19 protein-coding genes are annotated in these 21,983 nt (G+C 61.3%); all 19 read left to right on the top strand.

Annotation, left to right across the window (positions count from 1 at the left end; all coding sequences use genetic code 11):
- Nucleotides 1–61 precede the first annotated feature (61 nt).
- The 19 genes from RFER_RS17435 (at nt 62) to murG (ending at nt 21,417) form a co-directional block, all read left to right on the top strand.
- Nucleotides 62–1,075, top strand: a complete 1,014-nt coding sequence (locus RFER_RS17435; protein WP_011465714.1) for a tyrosine recombinase XerC — start codon at nt 62–64, stop codon at nt 1,073–1,075.
- 34 nt (nt 1,076–1,109) lie between these two features.
- Nucleotides 1,110–1,418, top strand: a complete 309-nt coding sequence (locus RFER_RS17430) for a hypothetical protein (RefSeq protein ID WP_011465713.1) — start codon at nt 1,110–1,112, stop codon at nt 1,416–1,418.
- An 83-nt stretch (nt 1,419–1,501) separates the two neighbouring features.
- Nucleotides 1,502–2,683: a class I SAM-dependent rRNA methyltransferase gene (locus RFER_RS17425; RefSeq protein ID WP_011465712.1), complete on the top strand. Its 1,182-nt coding sequence runs from the start codon at nt 1,502–1,504 to the stop codon at nt 2,681–2,683.
- A gap of 64 nt (nt 2,684–2,747) precedes the next feature.
- Nucleotides 2,748–3,803: a CobW family GTP-binding protein gene (locus RFER_RS17420; protein ID WP_011465711.1), complete on the top strand. Its 1,056-nt coding sequence runs from the start codon at nt 2,748–2,750 to the stop codon at nt 3,801–3,803.
- A gap of 532 nt (nt 3,804–4,335) precedes the next feature.
- Nucleotides 4,336–5,124: an RNA polymerase-binding protein DksA gene (gene dksA, locus RFER_RS24220; RefSeq protein WP_425057090.1), complete on the top strand. Its 789-nt coding sequence runs from the start codon at nt 4,336–4,338 to the stop codon at nt 5,122–5,124.
- Nucleotides 5,125–5,164: 40 nt separating this feature from the next.
- Nucleotides 5,165–6,973 carry an STAS domain-containing protein gene (locus RFER_RS17410; RefSeq protein WP_011465709.1) on the top strand — a complete coding sequence of 603 codons (1,809 nt, stop codon included), beginning with the start codon at nt 5,165–5,167 and terminating at the stop codon, nt 6,971–6,973.
- 18 nt (nt 6,974–6,991) lie between these two features.
- Nucleotides 6,992–7,540, top strand: coding sequence for an ATP-dependent protease subunit HslV (gene hslV, locus RFER_RS17405; RefSeq protein ID WP_011465708.1), 549 nt, complete (start codon nt 6,992–6,994; stop codon nt 7,538–7,540).
- Nucleotides 7,537–8,859 (top strand): ATP-dependent protease ATPase subunit HslU, encoded by a 1,323-nt coding sequence (hslU, locus tag RFER_RS17400; RefSeq protein ID WP_011465707.1) that lies wholly within the window; start codon nt 7,537–7,539, stop codon nt 8,857–8,859. The genes hslV and hslU overlap by 4 nt, the downstream gene beginning before the upstream one ends.
- 292 nt (nt 8,860–9,151) lie before the next feature.
- Nucleotides 9,152–9,580 carry a division/cell wall cluster transcriptional repressor MraZ gene (mraZ, locus tag RFER_RS17395; RefSeq protein ID WP_041792749.1) on the top strand — a complete coding sequence of 143 codons (429 nt, stop codon included), beginning with the start codon at nt 9,152–9,154 and terminating at the stop codon, nt 9,578–9,580.
- Between the two features lie 9 nt (nt 9,581–9,589).
- The gene (rsmH, locus tag RFER_RS17390) at nt 9,590–10,531 is read left to right on the top strand and encodes a 16S rRNA (cytosine(1402)-N(4))-methyltransferase RsmH (RefSeq protein ID WP_041790925.1); all 942 of its coding nucleotides are present in this window, start codon (nt 9,590–9,592) and stop codon (nt 10,529–10,531) included.
- Nucleotides 10,528–10,872 (top strand): cell division protein FtsL, encoded by a 345-nt coding sequence (gene ftsL / locus RFER_RS17385; protein ID WP_011465704.1) that lies wholly within the window; start codon nt 10,528–10,530, stop codon nt 10,870–10,872. Before rsmH ends, ftsL begins: the two co-directional genes overlap by 4 nt.
- Nucleotides 10,869–12,611, top strand: a complete 1,743-nt coding sequence (locus tag RFER_RS17380) for a peptidoglycan D,D-transpeptidase FtsI family protein (protein WP_011465703.1) — start codon at nt 10,869–10,871, stop codon at nt 12,609–12,611. The genes ftsL and RFER_RS17380 overlap by 4 nt, the downstream gene beginning before the upstream one ends.
- Entirely contained in the window at nt 12,611–14,227 is a 1,617-nt protein-coding gene (locus RFER_RS17375) for a Mur ligase family protein (RefSeq protein WP_011465702.1), read from the top strand. The genes RFER_RS17380 and RFER_RS17375 overlap by 1 nt, the downstream gene beginning before the upstream one ends.
- The gene (locus tag RFER_RS24215) at nt 14,224–14,892 is read left to right on the top strand and encodes a hypothetical protein (protein ID WP_166485752.1); all 669 of its coding nucleotides are present in this window, start codon (nt 14,224–14,226) and stop codon (nt 14,890–14,892) included. Before RFER_RS17375 ends, RFER_RS24215 begins: the two co-directional genes overlap by 4 nt.
- Nucleotides 14,889–16,331 (top strand): UDP-N-acetylmuramoyl-tripeptide--D-alanyl-D-alanine ligase, encoded by a 1,443-nt coding sequence (locus RFER_RS17365; RefSeq protein ID WP_011465701.1) that lies wholly within the window; start codon nt 14,889–14,891, stop codon nt 16,329–16,331. Before RFER_RS24215 ends, RFER_RS17365 begins: the two co-directional genes overlap by 4 nt.
- Nucleotides 16,321–17,499, top strand: coding sequence for a phospho-N-acetylmuramoyl-pentapeptide-transferase (gene mraY / locus RFER_RS17360; protein ID WP_011465700.1), 1,179 nt, complete (start codon nt 16,321–16,323; stop codon nt 17,497–17,499). Before RFER_RS17365 ends, mraY begins: the two co-directional genes overlap by 11 nt.
- Nucleotides 17,500–17,501: 2 nt before the next feature.
- The gene (murD, locus tag RFER_RS17355; protein ID WP_011465699.1) at nt 17,502–19,022 is read left to right on the top strand and encodes a UDP-N-acetylmuramoyl-L-alanine--D-glutamate ligase; all 1,521 of its coding nucleotides are present in this window, start codon (nt 17,502–17,504) and stop codon (nt 19,020–19,022) included.
- Nucleotides 19,019–20,254: a putative lipid II flippase FtsW gene (gene ftsW, locus RFER_RS17350; RefSeq protein ID WP_011465698.1), complete on the top strand. Its 1,236-nt coding sequence runs from the start codon at nt 19,019–19,021 to the stop codon at nt 20,252–20,254. Before murD ends, ftsW begins: the two co-directional genes overlap by 4 nt.
- An 83-nt stretch (nt 20,255–20,337) precedes the next feature.
- Entirely contained in the window at nt 20,338–21,417 is a 1,080-nt protein-coding gene (murG, locus tag RFER_RS17345; RefSeq protein ID WP_041792745.1) for an undecaprenyldiphospho-muramoylpentapeptide beta-N-acetylglucosaminyltransferase, read from the top strand.
- The last annotated feature ends 566 nt before the right edge of the window (nt 21,418–21,983 follow it).

Raw genomic sequence — 21,983 nt, 5'->3', positions numbered from 1 at the left:
CACGGCCAAAAACAGAGCTGACTATGCCTGCACGGCTGCGCACCGCAACGGGAGGGGCGAAATGACGCGCGCGCCCTCAGGGGCCAGCACAGCACACGAAGTGACCGCCGTGGGAACGGATTTGGTTGAGCGCTACCTGGAGCACGTGCGGGTTGAAAAACGCCTGGCGCAACGCACGGTCGAGTTGTATGCGCTGGACCTGCAGAAGCTGTCCCAGCAGGCCGCGCAGGCAGGGGTCGAACTGCTTCAGGTGCAAAACAGCCACATCCGGCGCTGGGTGGCCCAAATGAATGCCGGCGGGCGCAGTGGCCGCGGCATTGCCCTGATTCTGTCGGGCTGGCGCGGCTTCTACGTCTGGTTGGGGCGCGAAGGCCTGATCAGCAGCAACCCGGTGCAGGATGTGCGTGCGCCCAAGGCGGGCAAGCCGCTGCCCAAAGCCCTGAGTGTGGACCAGGCCGTCCAACTGGCCAGCTTTGCGAGCGGCAGCAACGACCCGTGGCTGGAGGCGCGCGACGCCGCCATGGTGGAGCTGCTGTATGGCGCAGGCCTGCGGGTGGGCGAGTTGACCGGACTGGACACGGTGGCCAGTAGCAGCGCACGCGGCTGGATCGATTTGCAGGGTGGTGAAGCCCATGTGTTGGGCAAGGGCGGCAAACGGCGCAGCGTGCCGGTGGGTGCCAAGGCGGTGCTTGCCATCACCCACTGGCTGGCGCTACGCGATCAGGCGCTGGCGCAAGCCAAGCCGGGTCTGCAGGGGCCGGGCGGCAACGCCCAGGCCGCGCTGTTTATGGGACGCAATGGCACCCGCTTGAGCGCCCAATCGATCTGGCAGCGCCTGCGCCAACGCAGCCTGCAGGCGGGCTTGACGACACCGGTGCATCCCCACATGCTGCGCCACTCGTTTGCCAGCCACCTGTTGCAGTCCAGCAGCGATTTGCGCGCGGTGCAGGAGTTGCTGGGCCACGCCAGCATCACCACGACCCAGGCCTACACCCGGCTCGACTTCCAGCATTTGGCCAAGGCGTACGATGCGGCTCATCCGCGGGCGAAAATCAAGGGGGCGACCCCAAAATAGGGCGCATTTTCCATCATCGACAGAAAGGTAATCCATGCGTAGCCAAATCACCGTTTTATTGGACAAAGGGGTTCAATTGCAGTTCAACGTGGGCGAGACCCCGATGGCGCCCGATGTGGCACGCAACTGGCTTGACGCCCAGTTCACGGCGCTCGACTGCGAGCCGCTGCGCGCCAGCGGTAAGGTGTTGACCGCCGACAAGGTGCTGCGGGTGACCGAAGCTGCCGGTGCGGCCATGTTCAAGGATGAAAAATGGGCCGCTGACTATGTGCAGGCGGTGCATGCCGCGCTGGCCCGACCCATGATCCGGGTCGACGTGCCCGCGATGACAGTCACTTTTTGACGCGGCGCGCCTGCGCTGTCGGGCGCGAACAATTAATAGGCGACCTGTGCTGAGGCCGCTTGGCCAGGCCTCACAATTGGCCCATGAAAACGATTTCTTTAAGAGCCGGCAAAGAGCGCTCGCTGTTGCGCCGACATCCCTGGATTTTTGAGTCGGCCATTGCCCATGGCGGGGCCGATGCCGGTGAGACCGTGCGGGTGGAATCGCACGAAGGGCAATTCCTGGCCTGGGCCGCGTACAGTCCGGCCTCCAAAATCCGGGCCCGGGTCTGGAGTTTTGTCGAGACGCAGCGCATAAACACTACATTTTTAATAGCTGCTTGTGAAAGCGCCATAAGGGCTAGAGCCAGATTTGCCATAAATAGCGACAGTATGCGGCTGGTCCACGGCGAGTCTGATGGTTTGCCGGGGCTGATCGTGGATCGTTATGGGGATACGCTGGTGGCGCAGTTTCTCTCCAGTGGCGCCGAGCGCTGGAAAGACGTGCTGGCTGACGCCCTGCTGGCTGCCACCGGTCTGTCCAGACTGTATGAACGCTCCGACGCCAGTGGCCGCGTGCGCGAAGGTTTGCCCGAGGTGAGTGGCTGGCTGCGTGGTGACGGTCCGGTGGAGCTGGTCTTGCGCGAGCACGGCTGGCAACTGGGTGTCAATATTGCCACTGGGCACAAAACCGGGTTTTATCTGGACCAGCGCGATAGCCGCGCCAGGTTTGCCGACTATTGCGCGCGCCTGAAGTTCGAGCGCGTGCTCAACTGCTATTGCTACACCGGCGGCTTCACCGTGGCGGCATTGACCGGTGGCGCCGCGCACGTCACGTCCATTGACTCCTCCGGCCCGGCCCTGGCGCAGGCTGCCGCCAACCTGGCCTTGAACGGTTTTGCGCCTGAGCGCGCCACCTTCCTGGATGCCGACGTGAATGCCTCGCTGCGCCAGTTCGGCGCCGAGGGCCAGACTTTTGACGCCATCGTGCTCGATCCGCCCAAGTTTGCGCCCACGGTAGCGCATGCTGAACGAGCGGCGCGGGCTTACAAGGACATCAACCGGCTGGCGTTCAAACTTCTGGCGCCGGGCGGTGTGCTATTTACCTATTCCTGTTCGGGCGGCATCAGCGCTGAGCTGTTTCATAAAATTGTGGCCTCAGCCGGCATTGACGCCCAGATCGACGGTTACATTGTTGAGCGCATGGGCGGTGCACCGGATCACCCGATGACAATCAATTTCCCCGAAGGCGAATACCTCAAAGGCCTGGTGGTCATGCGTAAATAACCCGAAACCCATTGCCCGCTACACTCCCCCCCTTGCTGACGCCCCCAATCCATTGAGAAAAGCAATGAGTCTTATCCCTGCAACCATCCTGACGGGCTTTCTCGGCTCGGGTAAAACCACGCTGCTCAAACGCGTGCTGGAAGAGGCGCACGGCCAGAAAATCGCCGTCATTGAAAACGAGTTTGGCGAAGAAAACATCGACAACGAAATTCTGGTGACCGAGTCCAAGGAACAGATCATCCAGATGAACAACGGCTGCATCTGCTGCACCATTCGCGAAGATCTGCGCGAAGCACTGCAGTTGCTGGCCGCCAAGAAGCGCCAGGGGCTGCTCGATTTTGACCGCGTGGTGATCGAGACCACCGGCCTGGCCGACCCCGGTCCGGTGGCGCAAACCTTTTTCATGGACGACGAAATTGCCGAGAGCTACCTGCTCGACTCGATTTTGACGCTGGTCGATGCCAAGCATGCCATGACGCAGCTCGACGAGCGCCAGGAGGCGCGCCGCCAAGTGGGTTTTGCCGATCAGATTTTCATCAGCAAGACCGATCTGGTGGCCGCCGATGAGGTCGATGCCTTGATGCACCGCTTGAAGCACATGAACCCACGCGCACCGCAAAAGGCGGTGCATTTTGGCGAGGCGGCCTTAAGCGAGGTATTTGACCTGCGCGGCTTCAATCTCAACGCCAAGCTCGATATCGACCCGGATTTTCTGACGGAAGAAGCGCATGACCACGAGGGGCACGATCACCCTGAGCATGCCCCCGGCGAGCACTGTGACCATCCCTCGCACCAACACGGGGGTCATCACCACCACCATGAGGATGACGTCAAGAGTTTCGTCTTCAAATCCGAGCGCGCTTTTGACCCGGCCAAACTGGAAGACTTTCTGGGCGCCATCGTCAATATTTATGGCCCGCGCATGTTGCGTTACAAAGGGGTCCTGCTCATGAAGGGCACCGATCGAAAAGTGATTTTTCAGGGTGTGCACCAGTTGATGGGCAGTGACCTGGGGCCGGCCTGGGCCGCAGGGGAGCCGCGTGTCAGCAAAATGGTGTTCATCGGCATTGACTTGCCGCAAGACATTTTTCTGCAAGGCATGGAACAGTGCCTGGTTTGATTCAAATAAATACGACTGGGCGGTAAACGAAATGTTTTCCTCGTTTTTTCAATTGATGGGATTTCCAGCGCTTAAACCTGTAAACTCGCCCGCCAAACAAGTGGCGCAAAGCCAGCCCTCAAAAGCTGGCGCCGAGGGGATAAGCTTAAAAGCTTCAGGCGGCGCTGCCAACACCAGGCAAACATCCACCCGCGATGTCATCGAGCAGAAAAAATCAGCGAGGAGACAAGACGTGAAATCGCAAACCGTGAAAGCCAAGGAGACGCGTAAAGCGACCCATGCCATCGTCAAGGTCAAGCCGGGCGTCAAAGCGCTCGCCAAGCCGAAACCGGTGGCGCGGCCTCAAGACAAGCCGGCGGTGAAGCCCGCGCCCGTTGCTAAATCAGCGCAAGGCGCCGCGGCCAAACCGCCGGTTGGCAAGAAGGCGCCGGCCAAGCCGTCAGTGCCAACGAAAGTGGTGGGGAAAGAGTCCAAGTCGGCTCCGGAAACCGTGGTTAAGGTGACCAAGGTGGCCAAGGCATCGCCAGCGAAGGTGGCCAAGGCCCCCTCGGTCAAAGTTGTCAAACCGACAGCAACAATTCAAGCAAAGGATTCAGTGAAAACGACGCTCGCGAAAGCCGCTAAACCTGAGGTGGCAGCACCCAAACTCCCCGTGGCCCCGGCTGTGACGCCGGTCAAAGTTGCGCTGGCGCCCGTAGCGTCAGCCGCCCCATCCGTACCCGTCAGGGCGGGTCGTCCATCTTCGCGGCTGGCGCAGTTGACTGTGCCTTCCATGGCGCAGTCGGTGGCTTCAACCGCTGCCAAAGCCAGTTTTTCACAAACCATCGTCGCGCCCTACATCGTTCCACCGGTCGCTTCCGCCGTCAAAAAAGACCCGGCGTTGGCCAACAACTGGAAACTCAAACCGGTTGAACAATTGACCGAGGCCGAACTGATCGCCATGCCTGATGACGAGTACATGAACGATACCCAGCTGGCGTTCTTTCGTCGTGTGCTCACCGCGCTCAAACAGGATATTCTGAGCAACGCCGGCCAAACCACTGAGCATCTGCGGGCCGACACGGTGGTGGTGCCTGATCCGGCCGATCGGGCCACCATTGAAGAAGAACACGCCTTGGAGTTGCGCACCCGGGACCGTGAGCGCAAGCTGCTAAAGAAAATTGAACAATCGCTCGCGCGCATCGACTCGGGCGACTATGGCTATTGTGATGAAACCGGTGAAGCCATCGGGGTTGGGCGTCTGTTGGCGCGCCCGACCGCCAATCTGTCGCTGGAGGCTCAGCAGCGCCGGGAACTCAAGCAGAAGATGTTTGGGGATTGACGGGCGACGTCTGTGACCTCTGCTCCTGTCTGTTCCCGCCATGGCAACCAAAGACACTAACACCGGTTTGCTGTCCAAGATGGCCCGGTTTGTTCGCAACCCGACCAAAGACTGGTCTGATTTGGACAAGCCAGAGCCCGATACCGAGCAGGAAAATGAATATGGGAAAGCTGCGCTCAAGGAGATGATCGAGCGCAAGCGGCAAAATGATTTCGTGCGTCGGCGTGAATTTGACCACCTGCGCAAAATCCGCCGCAATGGGCCGGTGTTGAGTCCGGAGCTCGCGGGCCGCCCCTCTTTTTTCCAGACCAGCTCGATTTCCAACCTGGATGAGCGTGCCACGACGCTGAAGAAAATTGACGAAATTGAAGCCCAGATGTCCAAGCAGTGGTGGAAGGGCAAGCAGGACGAGGCCATGGTTCAGTCGGACAAGCCGTCCGGGTCTGGCACCGCCTCCCAGGCGCAGGGTGAACTCGCGCCGCTGGCGGGTACCCAACGAAAAGTCGCAGACACTTTTGTCGCCACGCTGGCGTCTCAGTTGAGCCCGACTGGCGACTCGGGGTCGGGTGCTGACTATGAGTCGACACAGATGGGTCTGGCTGCATCGCAGGAGCCGGCGCCCATCGGTGCGCCGCGGCAGATGCTGTCGTCCAGGAGCTCCGGTGGCAGGACGGTGGATACCGGTCTGAGCGAATATTCACCTTCCAAATTGTTTTCTATCGAGTTGGGAGACAGTCTGGCCGATTCCGATTTAGAGGAGGCTGCCATCCGATTCGCCAATGGCGATGACGCGGGAGCTGAGGCCACTTTGCTGGCCGCGTTGCAGGCAGAGCCGGTTAATCCGGATTCGGCCGACGGCTGGGCAGCGGCTTTGTTTGACCTTTATCGCGCCACCGGGCAACAGAGCAATTTTGATCGCGTGGCCATTGAGTATGCTCAGCGCTTCGGACGCTCGGCGCCGGCCTGGTTCTCAATCCCTGAGTTGTTGGGCCGCAATACGCTCCCGGCCCCGCTGCCGCAGGCAGGTGCGTTGGCATCCGGTAGCCAGTTGGTGTGGGAGTGTCCTGTCGATCTTGATTTATCGGAAGTGCAAGCCCTGCGCGCCAGTTTGGTGAGCGCCCCTGGCCGACTCTGGCATTTGCACTGGCATCAGTTCCGCCGTATGACGCCTGAGGCTGCCAGTGCCTTGGCCGAGCTTTTTGCCCAGTGGTGCTCACAGCCGGTTCAATTGCAATTTGACGGCGCCGACGTGCTGCACAGCACCTTGAAATCGTACACGCCATCGGGCGATCAGGCGGTGGACATGGTGTGGTGGCGACTGCGCCTGGACGCCCTGCGCATTGTGCGTCTGCAGGACGAGTTTGAATTGGCCGCGCTGGATTTCTGCGTCACCTACGAAGTTTCTCCACCACCCTGGGAAGACGCCCGGTGTGAGTATGTCCATGAGCGTTTGAATTCAATGCTTTCCCATGAAGCCCCGTTCGGCTTGACAGAAGCACCCGCCGTGGTCCCCTCTTTTGCCTTGAGTCAGGGGGCCACAGTGCCCATGGGACTTGACATGCTGTCGGCGGCGACTGTGGTGGAGTTGAGCGGCGAGGTGCTGGGCGACGCGGCCGAGGCACTGGACAAATTGCAGGCGGGACTGTACGACGCCAAGCACCTGGTTATTTCCTGTTCCCGACTGATTCGGGTCGATTTTTCGGCTGCCGGCAGTATTCTGAACTGGGTTGCCTTGCGCGAGTCCGAGGGTTGCTCGGTTCAGTTTCGCGATGTGCCGCGTCTGGTTGCTGCATTTTTCAACGTTATTGGGATTAACGAACACGCGCGGGTTATGTTGCGCACCCATTGACCTTTTGCGACATCAAGCATGGAACAATTTCACGGAACCACCATCATCAGCGTACGCCGCAAGACACCTGAGGGCTACTCGGTGGCCATTGGCGGGGACGGCCAGGTCACCTTGGGTAACATTGTGGTCAAAGGCACGGCCCGCAAAGTGCGCAAGCTCTATCACGGCAAGGTGCTGGCCGGGTTTGCAGGCGCCACGGCCGACGCCTTCACGCTGTTTGAACGCTTTGAGGCCAAGCTGGAGAAGCATCAGGGTCATCTGGTGCGTGCCGCCATCGAGCTCACCAAAGACTGGCGCACTGATCGGGTCTTGCGCCGTCTGGAGGCGATGCTGGCAGTGGCTGATAGCGAGGCGTCGCTTATCATCACAGGCAACGGTGATGTGCTGGAGCCCGAGAACGGCATCGTCACCATTGGCTCTGGCGGCGCATACGCGCAAGCGGCGGCCATGGCCTTGCTCAACCACACCGAGATGTCGGCGCCGGAGATCGTCAAGAAATCGCTGGAAATAGCGGCCGAGATCTGCATCTATACCAACATGAGCCACACCATTGAAACGCTGCCATGACCCCGCAAGAAATCGTTTTTGAACTTGATAAACACATTGTTGGTCAGCAACAGGCCAAGCGGGCGGTGGCCATTGCACTGCGCAATCGCTGGCGGCGCCAGCAGGTCGAGCCCGGCCTGCGTGCAGAAATTACACCCAAGAACATTTTGATGATTGGCCCGACCGGCGTTGGCAAAACCGAAATCGCGCGGCGCCTGGCACGGCTCGCCGATGCGCCTTTCATCAAGGTCGAGGCGACCAAGTTCACCGAGGTCGGCTACGTTGGCAAGGATGTTGATGCCATCATCCGCGATCTGGCCGACATCGCCGTCAAGCAGACGCGTGTTGCCGAGATGAAAAAAGTGCGCTCACGCGCGGAAGACGCGGCCGAAGATCGGGTGCTCGACGTCCTGATTCCGCCCCCGCGGGGTGATTTTGGCGTGGTACAAAACATGGAGCCCGAGAGTATTGCGCGCCAGACCTTTCGCAAGAAATTGCGCGAGGGCCAGTTGGCAGACCAGGAAATTGAAATTGACCTGGCGCAGTCTGCGCCGCAACTGGAGATCATGGGCCCCCCAGGCATGGAAGAGATGACCGAGCAGTTGCGTGGGATGTTTGGCCAGATGGGACAGCAAAAGCGCCAGACGCGCAAGCTCAAAATCCCTGAGGCCCTGAAGTTGCTCGTTGAAGAAGAGGCGGCCAAACTGGTCAACGAAGAAGAGATCAGGATGCAGGCGCTGCACATGCTGGAGCAAAACGGCATTGTCTTCATTGACGAGATTGACAAGGTCACCTCGCGCGCTGAAGGCAATGGAGCCGAGGTATCGCGCCAGGGTGTACAGCGGGATCTGCTGCCGCTGGTCGAAGGCACCACGGTGTCGACCAAATACGGCATGGTCAAGACAGATCACATTTTGTTCATCGCTTCGGGTGCTTTCCATCTGAGCAAACCAAGTGACCTGATCCCCGAGTTGCAAGGGCGTTTCCCGATCCGGGTTGAGCTTCAGTCTCTGTCAGTGCAGGACTTTGTGGCCATCCTGACGCAAACCGCTGCCTCGCTGGTCAAGCAGTACCAGGCCCTGTTGGCCACGGAAAACGTGCACATTGAGTTCCTCGATGAGGGCATCACGCGCTTGGCGCACATTGCGTTCGACGTGAATGAGCGCACCGAAAACATTGGGGCCCGGCGTCTGTCGACCGTCATGGAGCGCTTGCTCGACGAGGTGAGTTTTGACGCTGCCAATCTGGGCGGTCAAACGATTCACGTCGACGCTGCCTATGTGCAGGCACGACTCGGTGAGCTGAGCCAGGATGAGGACCTTTCGCGTTACATTTTGTAAGTGTTTGCGGGCATGTCTTTGGTTCTGTCCTGCATGGCTTAAGGTTGAATCAAGCCCGTCTTCAAGCATCACATTGATTACACGCCCTAAGTCCTTAATCTAGAACGTTTTTTGATGTTCATCTGCATCCGAATTCGTTTCTAAGCCCTTGATTTCATTGGAAATATTTATTTAAAAACCTGTTGGTGCGACTCACTTTTGCTGATACAGTGCAAAAATGTGCAATTAAGTGGTGAAAAGTGCTTTTGCACTTTCATTTCTTTGCAAAATTACCAAAAGAGAGTGTGCTGTTGTGTTTCAAGGGGCTTCGTCTTTAAGTCTGGATGCTAAAGGTCGGTTGTCGGTGCCGACCCGGCATCGTGACGTACTAAGCGCCACCGCCTCTGGCCAACTCACCATCACCAAGCATCCGCACGGTTGTCTGATGGTTTTCCCGCGACCCGAATGGGAAAAGTTCCGTGAACGCATCGCTGCACTGCCGATGTCGGCGCAATGGTGGAAGCGCATCTTCCTGGGCAACGCCATGGATGTCGAGCTCGACGGAACTGGTCGCGTGCTGGTGTCGCCCGAACTGCGCGCCGCCGCCGGCATTGCCAAGGACGCTGTGTTGCTGGGGATGGGCAGTTATTTCGAGTTGTGGGACCAGGTGACCTATGACGCCGAAGAGGCCAAGGCGATGCAGGGCGACATGCCCGACGTTTTCAAAGACTTTTCTTTCTGAAGGCGCACGGTGGAAACGTCTTTGACACACACCACCGTGTTGTTGAATGAAGCGGTGGACGCTCTGTTCTGCAACCCGGACGCCACGGCCGATGCATCTGCCACAGGCGCGCAGGTTTATGTGGACGCCACCTTTGGTCGCGGCGGCCACAGCCGTCTCATTCTCTCCCGGATGACGCCGACCGATCGGCTGATTGCCTTTGACAAGGATGCCGAGGCACTGGTCGAGGCCGGCAACATCCATGATTCACGTTTCTCCATTCGGCACCAGGGTTTCAGTCATCTCGACGAACTGCCCCCGGCGAGTGTGGCCGGTGTGTTGCTTGACCTGGGGATCAGTTCACCCCAAATTGACAACCCGGCGCGGGGTTTCAGCTTCCGGTTCGAGGGGCCACTGGACATGCGCATGGACACGACGCGCGGCATCAGCGTGGCGCAGTGGCTGGCAAATGCCGAGACCGAGAAAATAGCGGAGGTGATACGTGACTATGGTGAAGAACGGTTTGCTGGGCCCATTGCAAAGGCGATTGTTGCTCGCCGACAGGAACGGGGCCCCATTTCAAGCACCACCGAGCTGGCCCAGCTCGTGGCTGACACGGTCAAGACCCGCGAGCCGGGCCAGAACCCCGCCACGCGCACCTTTCAGGCTTTTCGGATTTTTATCAACGCCGAGCTTGAAGAGCTGCAACAGGCGTTAGCAGCCAGCCTGCTGGTGTTGGCCCCGGGCGGGCGCCTGGTCGTTATCAGTTTCCATTCGCTGGAAGACCGCATCGTCAAACAATTCATCGCCCAGCATTCACGCGACGTCTATGACCGGCGCGCCCCTTTTGCGCCGCCCAAGGTGATGCAACTCAAGGCGCTCGCGCGCCTCAGGCCCAGCGCCGCCGAGGTGAGCGCCAACCCGCGTGCGCGCAGCGCGATCATGCGTGTGGCACAGAGGACAGCATCATGACCCGATTGAACCTGGTTCTGCTGTTGGCCGTGCTCGCCAGCGCCTTGTACCTGGTGAATGTGCAGTACGAGTCACGCCGACTGTTTTCCGCGCTGGACCAGGCCAACTCCGAGGCGCGCCGCCTGGAAGTCGACAAGGAGCGCCTGCAGGTGGAAAAACGGGCGCAGGCCACGCCCTCGCGTGTAGAGCGCCTCGCGATTGCAAAATTGCAAATGCACACGGCCACGCCTGCCATCACGCATTACGTCAACTTTGGCAGCGTCGCCGCAGCCACCACTTTGGTGCCTGGTGACCCCGCGTCGGGCCATGCGGGCTCGGCTACTGGTGCGGGCGTTCCATGAGCCGCAGCATTGCCTACACCTCAAGCCCTTTGCTGGCGAGTCGCACGCCGCTGTGGCGCAGCAAGTTCATTGTGGCGGCCATCGCGCTGGGCTCGGTCGGCCTGATTACACGCGCTGCCTATATTCAGGTCGTGGCCAATGATTTCTTTCAAAAACAAGGCCAGGTTCGGTTTGGACGCACGCTCGCCTTGCCGGCCAATCGGGGCCGCATTCTGGACCGCAACGGCTTGATCCTCGCGTCCAGCATTCCGGCCCCAAGCATCTGGGCCATTCCCGAAGATGTGGAGCGCGACCCGGCCCGTTTGCAGCAGTTGGCCCAACTGCTGGAGATGCCCATGGCTGAGCTCAACAAGCGATTGGCGAACGAAGACAAGACCTTTGTCTGGCTCAAACGCCAGGTGGATGACCCTGTTGCCAAGCAGATCGCTGCGCTGGGCATCAAGGGTATTTACCAACGCAAGGAATACAAGCGCCAGTATCCCGAAGGTGAGGCCGCCGCGCATGTGGTGGGTTTCACCAACGTGGAAGACCTGGGCCAGGAGGGCATTGAGCTTGCCTTCAACAAAGACCTGGCCGGTCATGCCGGGTCGCGCGGCGTCATCAAAGACCGAATGGGCCGGGTGGTTGAGTCGGTGGGCGAGCAGATTGAGCCGGTGGATGGCCGTGATCTGCAGCTCAGTATTGACAGCAAGATTCAGTTCTTTGCCTACCAGAAGCTGCGCGATGCCGTGTTGCTGCGCAAAGCCAAGGCTGGCAGTGTGGTGGTGCTCGATGTCGTGACCGGTGAAGTGCTGGCGCTGGCCAACTTTCCCAGTTACTCGCCCGACAAACGGCAAAACTTGACCGGTGCCCAGTTGCGCAACCGGGCGCTGACGGACACATTTGAGCCCGGTTCAGTGATGAAGCCGTTCACGATCGGACTGGCCCTGGAGACTGGGCGCGTCACACCGCAGACCCTCATTGACACTGGCGCGGGCAAGCTCACCATCGCGGGTTCGACTATTTCCGACTCGCACCCCAATGGTGTGTTGACGGTAGAGGGTGTGATTCAAAAATCCAGCAATATTGGCACCACCAGGATTGCCATGCAGATGCAGCCGCGCGAAATGTGGGAAATATTTTCACAGGCCGGCTTTGGACAGAAGCCGCAGATCAGTTTTCCGGGCACGGTGTCAGGGCGGCTGCGCCCCTACAAGACCTGGCGGCCGATCGAGCAGGCCACCATGTCGTATGGCTACGGGTTGTCGGCCTCGCTGTTCCAGATGGCCCGCTCGTACACCATTTTTTCAAATGACGGCCAGATTATCCCGATCACGATGCTCAAGAGCAGTGAGCCTGCATTGGGAGTGAGGGTGTTGTCGGTGCGTACCGCAGGCCAGGTCCGCAAGATGCTGCAACTGGCAGCGGGTCCGGGTGGCACGGGGCAGAAAGCGCAAACCATCGGCTACTCGGTAGGGGGGAAATCGGGCACCGCTTATAAACAGATCGGCAAGGGTTATGGCAGCGCGGGCAATCGCAAATACCGGGGCTGGTTTGTGGGCATGACGCCAATCGAGAAGCCTCGAATCATCATTGGCGTGATGATCGATGAGCCCAGTGCCGGACAGTATTTTGGTGGCGCGGTGGCCGCGCCCGTGTTCAGCGAGGTGGCGCAGCAGACCCTGCGCATGATGGGTGTCCAGCCAGACATGGCGGTCAAACCCCAGATCGTGGCGCAGGCGGAAGAGGAGAGTCTCTGATGCTCGAGTTCCAAACGCCCATTGAGGCTGTCGCCTGGTTGCGCAGCCGTGTCACTGGCACGCTGCAAACCGACAGCCGCAAGCTGCAGCCCGGCGACGGCTTCATTGCCTGGCCCGGCGCGGCTGCTGATGCGCGTCAGTTTGTGGCGAGTGCCTTGGCCAGCGGCGCTGGCGCCTGCCTGGTCGAGCGCTTGGGCGCCGAGGCTTATGCCTTCAGCAGCGACAAGGTCGCCGCTTACGCCAATCTCAAAGCCGCCAGTGGCCTGATTGCCGCCGCGTATTTCGACCAGCCCTCGCAACAACTGGACGTGCTGGCAGTGACCGGCACCAACGGCAAAACATCCACTGCCTGGTGGCTGGCACAAGCGCTATCGAATTTGAAGCTTGTTACGCCCATTCCATGCGGGTTGGTGGGTACTTTAGGCATAGGAACACCGCCGCCACCAGCGTCTGGACAGCCGCCCGTCGGGCTTGTCGCAGCGCACGGCGCTGATCCCCTCGCCGGCATGGTGGCGACCGGCCTGACCACGCCCGATCCGGTGCTGCTGCAGCAAGCCTTGCGGCGCTTTGTGGACCGCGGGTTCCAAGCTTGCGCGCTGGAGGCGTCCTCCATCGGCCTGCAAGAACAGCGGCTGAACGGCACCCACATCCGGACCGCTATCTTCACCAACTTCACGCAAGACCATCTGGATTACCACGGCGCCATGGCGGCTTATTGGCAGGTCAAGGCGAGCCTGTTTCAGTGGCCGGGACTGCAGTCGGCTGTCATCAATATTGATGACCCGCAGGGTGCTGAGTTGGCTGAAACGCTGCGCGGCAAACTGCTCGATGTCTGGACTGTGTCTTGCGTTGCAGAGGCCCGGCTGCAGGCCTGCGACATTGTTCATGATGCGCCGGGTTTGCGCTTTACGGTGCTGGAGCACGGGCCTGACGGCGCGAACGGCCCAGGCGGGGCGGGTCAGCGCCATGTGCTGCAGACCCGGCTGATCGGGAGCTACAACGTCGCCAACCTGTTGGGCGTGATGGCGGCCATGCGTTGCCTGGGCGTGCCGCTGGCAGCGGTCGTCGCGTCCTGTGCCGACTTGACTGCGGTGCCCGGACGAATGGAATGTTGGGGGGCGCCAGGCCAACCGCTGGCCGCAGTGGACTACGCCCACACGCCCGACGCCCTGGGCAAAGCACTGCAGGCGCTGCGCCCCTTGGCTGATCAGCGCGGCGGTCGGCTCTGGTGTGTTTTTGGTTGTGGCGGTGACCGCGATACGGCCAAGCGACCCCTGATGGGCGCGATCGCGGCCAGCCACGCCGACTGCGTGGTGGTCACCAGCGACAACCCGCGCAGCGAAAGGCCCGATGCCATCATCAGCCAGATATTGCTTGGCCTGACCGGTTACCCCGCGCTGACGGTCGAACCCGACCGGGCGCGGGCGATTGCACAGGCGATCGCGCAGGCCGCACCCCAGGATGTGCTGCTGATCGCCGGTAAAGGCCATGAAGACTACCAGGAGGTGGCGGGCCAGCGCCTGCCGTTCTCGGACGCCGAGCAGGTGCGGCGGGCATTGGGCCAGTGGGTTTCGCCTGACGCTGGACCGACCGCCGAGCCGGGAGCGCAGGCATGAGCGCGATGATGAATTGCTTTGGTGCGGATTCGTTGGCCTTGCCCTTGGCTGAGCAATCGTCTGGGGGAATCCATGGGGTTCTTGGCTTTCGTGAATGCACTGTGGTTGACTCGTCAGGATTTGTTTCTTGCCATTTTTCCCCCACTCACTCCCCCAACCCCTCTCTCGCCCCGCCGGGCGAAAGAGGGGAGCTCCATTTGGCCGCGTCAGTGAAGGTGGGAACTCTGGTGCACCACCGCGCGCTGGCCTCCAAGTGGCCGCAACGTATTGACAGGCTGTGTAAGTCAATTTCCGCGCCGCGCCAGCGGGCCTTGGAGTGCTTGCAGCAAATCGAAAAACCACTCAATCAGTTTGATGGCAACGTGCCCATGCGCACCTTTTTCCCACCTTTCAAGACGCGGCCAAATGTGGCTGTTGGCTCCCCTTTCCGCCCCGGCGGGGGTGGAGAGGGGTTGGGGGAGAGGGGGGGAATACAACGCCTAAAAAATAAAAAAGTTGCAGAAAACCGGTTTGAAGTTTCCAGTGGCTGGGCCGCTCGCGTTGAAAATATACTACAAAAACAAGAGCACATTACGCAGATGAGACGGGGGCTAGAGGCCAGAAAGCTTAAAAACATGCTGGCAATGGCGCAACTCGTCGCGGCGAGTCGGGAGTTGGCTCAATGATGACCTTGCAACAGGCCGCATCCTGGCTCGGCAACGCACGCCTGGTCAACGTGACCGGTACAGACGGCGCGGACGTCCTGATTGAACGCGTGCACACCGACACCCGCACGCTGGCGCCGGGTGACCTGTTCGTGGCTTTGCGTGGTGAGCATTTTGACGCCCATGATTTTCTGGCCCAGGCCAAGGCGCAAGGTGCGGTGGCGGCCGTTTGCCAAGCCAGCGACGCCGGCGACGTCGAGGCCAAATTGCGCGCTGTTGGCCTGCCCGGCTTGCTGGTGCCCGACACCAAACTGGCGCTGGCGCAACTGGCCACCCAGTGGCGCGCCCAGTTCACGCTGCCGCTGATCGCCGTCACCGGCAGCAACGGCAAGACCACGGTGACGCAGATGATTGCCGCCATCCTGCGCGCCTACAAGCCGCAGGCGTATCTATCCACGCAAGGCAATTTGAACAACGACATCGGCGTGCCGCTCACCGTGCTGCGTTTGCGTCGCCAGCACGAAATCGCGGTGGTTGAGCTGGGCATGAACCATCCCGGTGAAATTGCGACGCTGGCTGCCATTGCCCAACCCACCGTGGCGCTGGTCAACAACGCGCAGCGCGAGCACCTCGAATTCATGGCCACCGTCGAGCGGGTGGCGCAGGAAAACGGCTCGGTCATTGACGCGCTGCCGGCGCACGGCGTGGCGGTGTTCCCGGCCGACGACACCTATAGCCCGCTGTGGGCGGACAAGGCCGGGTCGCGCGTGGTCATGCGGTTTGGCAGCGCCGCCGATGGGGCTGGCGCGGCGCAGGTGCGTTGTCTGCAAGCCGACTGGTCCGGCGTCGCCTGGCAGGTCGCGGTCAGCACGCCTGCGGGCGCCTTGCAGTACACCTTGCCGATTGCGGGCTTGCACAACGTCAAGAACTCATTGGCGGCGGTGGCATGTACCTTGGCGGCTGGTGTCCCTCTTAAGCACATTGCCCGAGGCCTGAGTGCCTTTGAGCCGGTCAAGGGACGCTCGCGCGCCCTGCTGATCCAGATTGGCGCGCGCCAGATCACGCTGGTGGACGACAGCTACAACGCCAACCCGGATTCGGTGCGTGCCGCCATTGACGTGCTGGCCAGTTTGCCGGGGCCACGCTTGCTGGTGCTGGGCGACATGGGTGAAGTGGGGGACCAGGGACCGCAGTTCCATGCCGAGGCCGGCCAACATGCCCGTGCGCTGGGCGTCGAGTCCTTGTTCACGCTGGGTGAGTTGTCAGCCGCTGCCGCGACCAGTTTCGGCGCCGGCCGCCATTTTGCCGACAACCAGTCGCTGCAGGCGGCGGTGCTGGCCGAACTGCCGCGCATCGGCAGCGTGCTGGTCAAAGGCTCACGTTTCATGAAGATGGAACGGGTGGTCGAGGCCGTTCTTCATCAGACCCAACCAGACAAGGATGCCGATCATGCTGCCTAGCCTCGCCCAGTGGTTGCAGACGCTGTCGCCTGAATTCGGTTTTCTGCGGGTCTTCCAGTACCTGACGTTTCGTGCCGTCATGGCGGCCTTGACAGCGCTGTTGATGGGTCTGGCGGCGGGGCCGTTCGTCATTCGCCGCTTGACGGAACTCAAGATTGGTCAGCCGATTCGCGGCTATGGCATGGACTCGCATCTGAGCAAGAGCGGCACGCCCACCATGGGCGGGGCCCTGATTCTGCTGTGCATCGTCATTGCCACCTTGTTATGGGTTGATCTGAGCAACCGCTTTGTCTGGATCGTGCTGCTCGTCACGCTCGGATTTGGCGCGATCGGCTGGGTCGATGACTGGCGCAAGGTCGTCAACAAAGACCCGGAGGGCATGCGCTCGCACGAAAAATATTTCTGGCAATCGTTCATTGGCCTGCTGGCCGCCCTGTATCTGGTGTTCAGCATTTCGGAGAACTCCAATATGCGCGTGCTGGAGCTTTTTTTCAGCTGGGTGCGCTCGGGCTTTGATCTGAATTTGCCACCCAAGGCCGGGCTGCTGCTGCCGTTCTTCAAGGAGATCAGCTATCCGCTGGGTGTGCTCGGCTTTGTCATCCTGTCCTATCTGGTGATTGTGGGCGCCAGCAACGCGGTGAATCTGACCGATGGTCTGGACGGTTTGGCCATCATGCCGGTGGTGCTGGTGGGCAGCTGCCTGGGCATTTTTGCCTACGTGACGGGCAGTGCGGTGTATTCCAAATACCTGTTCTTCCCGCACATTCCGGGCGCGGGCGAGCTGCTGATTTTCTGTTCCGCCATGTCGGGCGCGGGTCTGGCCTTCTTGTGGTTCAACACCCATCCAGCCCAGGTGTTCATGGGTGACGTGGGCGCCTTGGCCCTGGGGGCAGCGTTGGGCACGGTCGCGGTGATCGTGCGCCAGGAAATCGTGCTGGCCATCATGGGCGGCGTTTTTGTGGTGGAGGCGCTGTCGGTCATGTTGCAGGTGAGCTGGTTCAAGTTCACCAAGAAGCGTTCTGGCCAGGGGCGGCGCCTGTTCAAGATGGCGCCCTTGCACCATCACTTTGAGAAAAGCGGCTGGAAAGAAACGCAGGTCGTGGTGCGTTTCTGGATCATCACCATGCTCTTGTGCCTGGTCGGCCTGTCCACCTTGAAGCTGCGGTAACCATGAACGCGCTGCAAGACCAACACGTGCTGATTCTGGGCCTGGGCGCCTCGGGCCTGGCCATGGCGCGCTGGTGTGCGCGCTGCGGCGCGCGGGTGACGGTGGCTGACACGCGCAGCGCGCCGCCACAGCTGGCCGCCTTGCAACGCGAGTTGCCCGCGGCCCAGTTCATCAGCGGTGCCTTTGACGCAGCGCTTGTCGTGGGCACCGATGTGCGCGCGGTGTTCAAGAGTCCAGGTTTGTCACCGCTTGATGTCGCTACAGTTATAGAAGCTGCTAACACAATTGGCATCAGGGCTACAGGCGAATTAGGCTTGTTTTCCCAAGCACTGGCTGACTTGAAGGCAACGCAGAATTACACGCCAAAAGTGCTGGCCGTCACAGGCACCAACGGCAAGACCACCGTCACCGCACTGACCGGACTGCTGGTGGAGCGCGGTGGCAAAAGCGTCGCGGTGGCCGGCAATATCGGACCGACCTTGCTTGACACGCTGATCCAGCATCTGGCGGCCGGCACACTGCCCGAGGTCTGGGTCATCGAGTTGTCGAGCTTTCAACTGGAGGGCGAAACAGGCTTCGAGCCCAGCGCCGCTGCGGTGCTCAACATCACGCAAGACCATCTGGACTGGCATGGCAGCATGGCGGCTTACGTGGCCGCCAAGGCCCATGTCTTTGGCGCGACCGGCCTGATGATTTTGAACCGGGAAGACCCCCAGGTCATGGCGATGCTGCCAGAGCCGGTGCGGGTCAAGCTGCAACGCCCCCAGCTACGCGCCCATGTCACCTTCGGCGCTGACCTGCCGCGACGTCCGGGCGACTTCGGACTGGAGCAGGTCAACGGCATGCTGTGGCTGGTGCGCGCGCTGGAGGCCGACGAAACGCTCAAGAATCGCAAGGGTGAAACGCCCGAGCTGTTTCTGCAGCGCCTGATGCCGGCCGACGCCCTGCGCATTCGCGGCCGCCACAACGCAGTCAACGCGTTGGCGGCGCTGGCATTGGCTCAAGCCGCCGGCTGTGCGCTGGGCCCGATGCTCTACGGCCTGCGCGACTACCGGGGCGAGCCGCACCGGGTGGCGCCGATTGGCATCTTCAATGAAGTGGAATTCTTCGACGACAGCAAAGGCACCAATGTAGGTGCGACGGTGGCGGCGCTCGCCGGCCTGGGGTCTGAGCGCAAGGTGATCGTCATCCTGGGCGGCGAGGGCAAGGGGCAGGACTTCGCGCCGCTGGTCGATCCGGTGTCGCGCTACGCCCGCGCCGTGGTGCTGATCGGGCGCGACGCTCCGCTCTTGCGCGCTGCGCTGCAAGCCACCCACGTGCCGCTGCTGGAGGCCGAGTCCATGGCGCAGGCAGTCGCGCTGGCCAATGCCCAGGCGCACGCGGGCGACGCGGTGCTGCTGTCGCCAGCCTGTGCCAGCTTTGACATGTTTGACAACTACGAGCACCGGGCCCAGGTGTTCGCGCAAGCGGTGGGCGAGCTCGCCAGCGCCGCCGGGGCGGCGTGGGAAGGTGCTGCGCCATGAAGAAATGGTTTTACGCGCTGACCGGGCCGGTGGGCGATTCGCTGCCGGTGCGCCTGGGCGCCACCCGGCGCGCCGCCACCGGCAGCGTTCCGACACCGGTGCTGGGCTTTGACCAGGCGCTGGTCTGGGTGACGGTGGCGTTGCTGGCCTGGGGCTTGGTGATGGTTTATTCGGCCTCGATTGCGATGCCGGAAAACCCGCGCTTTGCCCGTTACACCCACAGCTATTTCCTGGTCCGCCACGCGATGTGGCTGGTGATGGCCTTTGTCGCCGCGCTGCTGGCGTTTCAGGTACCGCTGGCGACGTGGGAAAAGTCGGCTGGTTGGCTGTTTGTGCTGTCGCTGATCCTGCTGGGCCTGGTGCTGGTTCCGCATGTCGGGAAAGTAGTCTACGGTGCCCGGCGCTGGATTGCGCTCGGGCTCTTGAGCTTTCAGCCGTCCGAATTGGCCAAGCTCACGGTGCTGCTGTACGCGGCCGATTACATGGTGCGCAAGATGGACGTCAAGGAGCATTTCTTCCGTGCCGTGTTGCCCATGGGTGCGGCGGTGGCGGTGGTGGGCGTGCTGCTGCTGGCCGAGCCGGACATGGGCGCGTTCATGGTGATTGCCATGATTGCGATGGGCATCCTGTTTCTGGGCGGCGTCAATGCCCGCATGTTCTTTCTGATCGCCACGGTGCTGGTGGGGGCTTTCATGATGATGATCGCCTTCAACGACTACCGGCGCGCGCGCATTTTTGCCTACCTGGACCCCTGGAGTGAAGAGAATGCGCTGGCCAAGGGCTACCAGCTCACCCATTCGCTGATCGCCATTGGCCGGGGTGAGATTTTTGGTGTCGGTTTGGGCGGCAGTGTTGAAAAGCTGCACTGGCTGCCCGAGGCCCACACCGATTTTCTGCTGGCCGTGATTGGTGAAGAGTTTGGTCTGGTCGGTGTGGTTTTCGTCATTGGCCTGTTCCTGTGGTTGACCCGGCGCATGATGCACATCGGGCGCCAGGCGATTGCACTGGACCGGGTGTTTGCCGGCCTGGTGGCGCAGGGCGTGGGCATCTGGGTCGGTTTCCAGGCCTTCATCAACATCGGCGTCAATCTGGGCGCGCTGCCGACCAAGGGCCTGACGCTGCCGCTGATGAGTTATGGTGGCTCCGCCATTCTGATCAATCTGGTGGCGATTGCCGTCGTGCTGCGCGTGGACCACGAGAACCGCCAGTTGATGCACGGAGGGCGGGTATGAATATGGCCCCCACGCTCGCCACTGCGTGTGCTTCGCTGCCCCCCGAGGGGGCCCTCGCGCCTAGGGGCGGCCCGTCGGCGCTCATGACCCACGGTACTGCCCTGATCATGGCGGGCGGCACGGGCGGCCATATCTTTCCTGGGCTGGCACTGGCGCATGCCCTGCGCGAGCGCGGCTGGCGCGTGCACTGGCTCGGCGGCGCGGGGACTGCGAGTCAGCCGAGCATGGAAAGCCAGTTGGTGCCGCCACAAGGCTTTGCCTTCGAGTCGATAGATTTTTCCGGTGTGCGCGGCAAGGGCCTGGGCACCCTGGTGCGCTTGCCCTGGCGTCTGTTGCGCGCCTGCTGGCAGAGCGTCGCCCTGCTGCGCCGCGTCCAGCCCGATGTGGTGTTGGGCCTGGGCGGCTACATCACCTTGCCGGCCGGACTGATGAGCGTGCTGCTGGGCAAGGCACTGATCTTGCATGAGCAAAATTCAGTCGCCGGCATGGCCAACAAGGTGCTGGCCCGATTCGCCACGCGGGTCTTTACGGCGTTTCCGGATGTCTTGCCCAACGGGCACTGGGTTGGCAACCCCTTGCGCGCCGCGTTCCTCCAGGTGCCTGATCCTGCGACCCGCTTTGCCGGTCGCGCTGGGCCGCTCAAGCTGCTGGTGCTGGGCGGCAGCCTGGGCGCCAGGGCCTTGAACGACATCGTGCCGCGCGCACTGGCGCTGCTGCCACCGCAGGCGCGCCCCATCGTCACGCACCAAAGCGGCGCCAGGCAGATTGACGCCTTGCGTGCCAACTATGCCGGCGCCGGGGTCCAGGCCGAACTCACGCCGTTCATTGACGACACCGCGCAAGCCATGGCCGGGGCCGATCTGGTGCTCTGCCGCGCCGGTGCCAGCACCGTGACCGAGATTGCCGCAGTCGGTGCGGCCGCCCTGTTTGTGCCGTTTCCGTCGGCCGTGGACGACCATCAAACCAGCAATGCCCGCTTTCTGGTGGATCAGGGCGCTGGCTGGCTGAAACCCCAGTCAGAGCTGAGCCCTGAATGGTTGGCTGATATGCTGCAAAAAACAGAGCGTATTGAGCTTATGGGACGGGGGCTGGAGGCCAAAAAGCTTCAAAAACTTGACGCTACACACAAGATCGTCGCGGCTTGCGAGGAGGTGGTTCGATGAATAATTTTTCTTCTCGGTTCTCTCTTGTTGTGTCTGAGTCAATGGCCGCAGGGTCCGGTTTGGTTCTTGGCTCGTTTGAATGTGCTGCGGTTGACGGGGAAGGACTTGTCTCTTGCCATTTTTCCCCCACTCACTCCCCCAACCCCTCTCTCGCCCCGCCGGGCGAAAGAGGGGAGCCTCATGTGGGCGCGTGTTTGAAGGTGGGAAATCGGGTGATCGTGGGTGCGCTGGCCTCAAAGTGGCCGCAACATAGGAACGAGGCGCTCAAGTCAGTTTCTGCGCAGCCTCAGTTGGCCCCAAAGTGTCAGCAACCTATCGAAAAACTACTCAGTCAGTTCAAGGCCAGCGTGCCATTGCGCGCCTATTTCCCACCTTCAAACACGCGGCCAAATGTGGCTGTTGGCTCCCCTTTCCGCCCCGGCGGGGGTGGAGAGGGGTTGGGGGAGAGGGGGGGGATACAACGCATAAAAAACAAGAACGCGGCTCATAACCAGTTTGGCAATTCAAACGACGACGACCGCTGCGTCCAGAAAATACTACAAAAACAAGAGCATACAAGGCATATA

This window comes from Rhodoferax ferrireducens T118 (genome assembly GCF_000013605.1).
In the GTDB taxonomy this organism is placed as follows: domain Bacteria; phylum Pseudomonadota; class Gammaproteobacteria; order Burkholderiales; family Burkholderiaceae_C; genus Rhodoferax; species Rhodoferax ferrireducens.
This window is presented reverse-complemented; position numbering and strand designations above follow the sequence as displayed.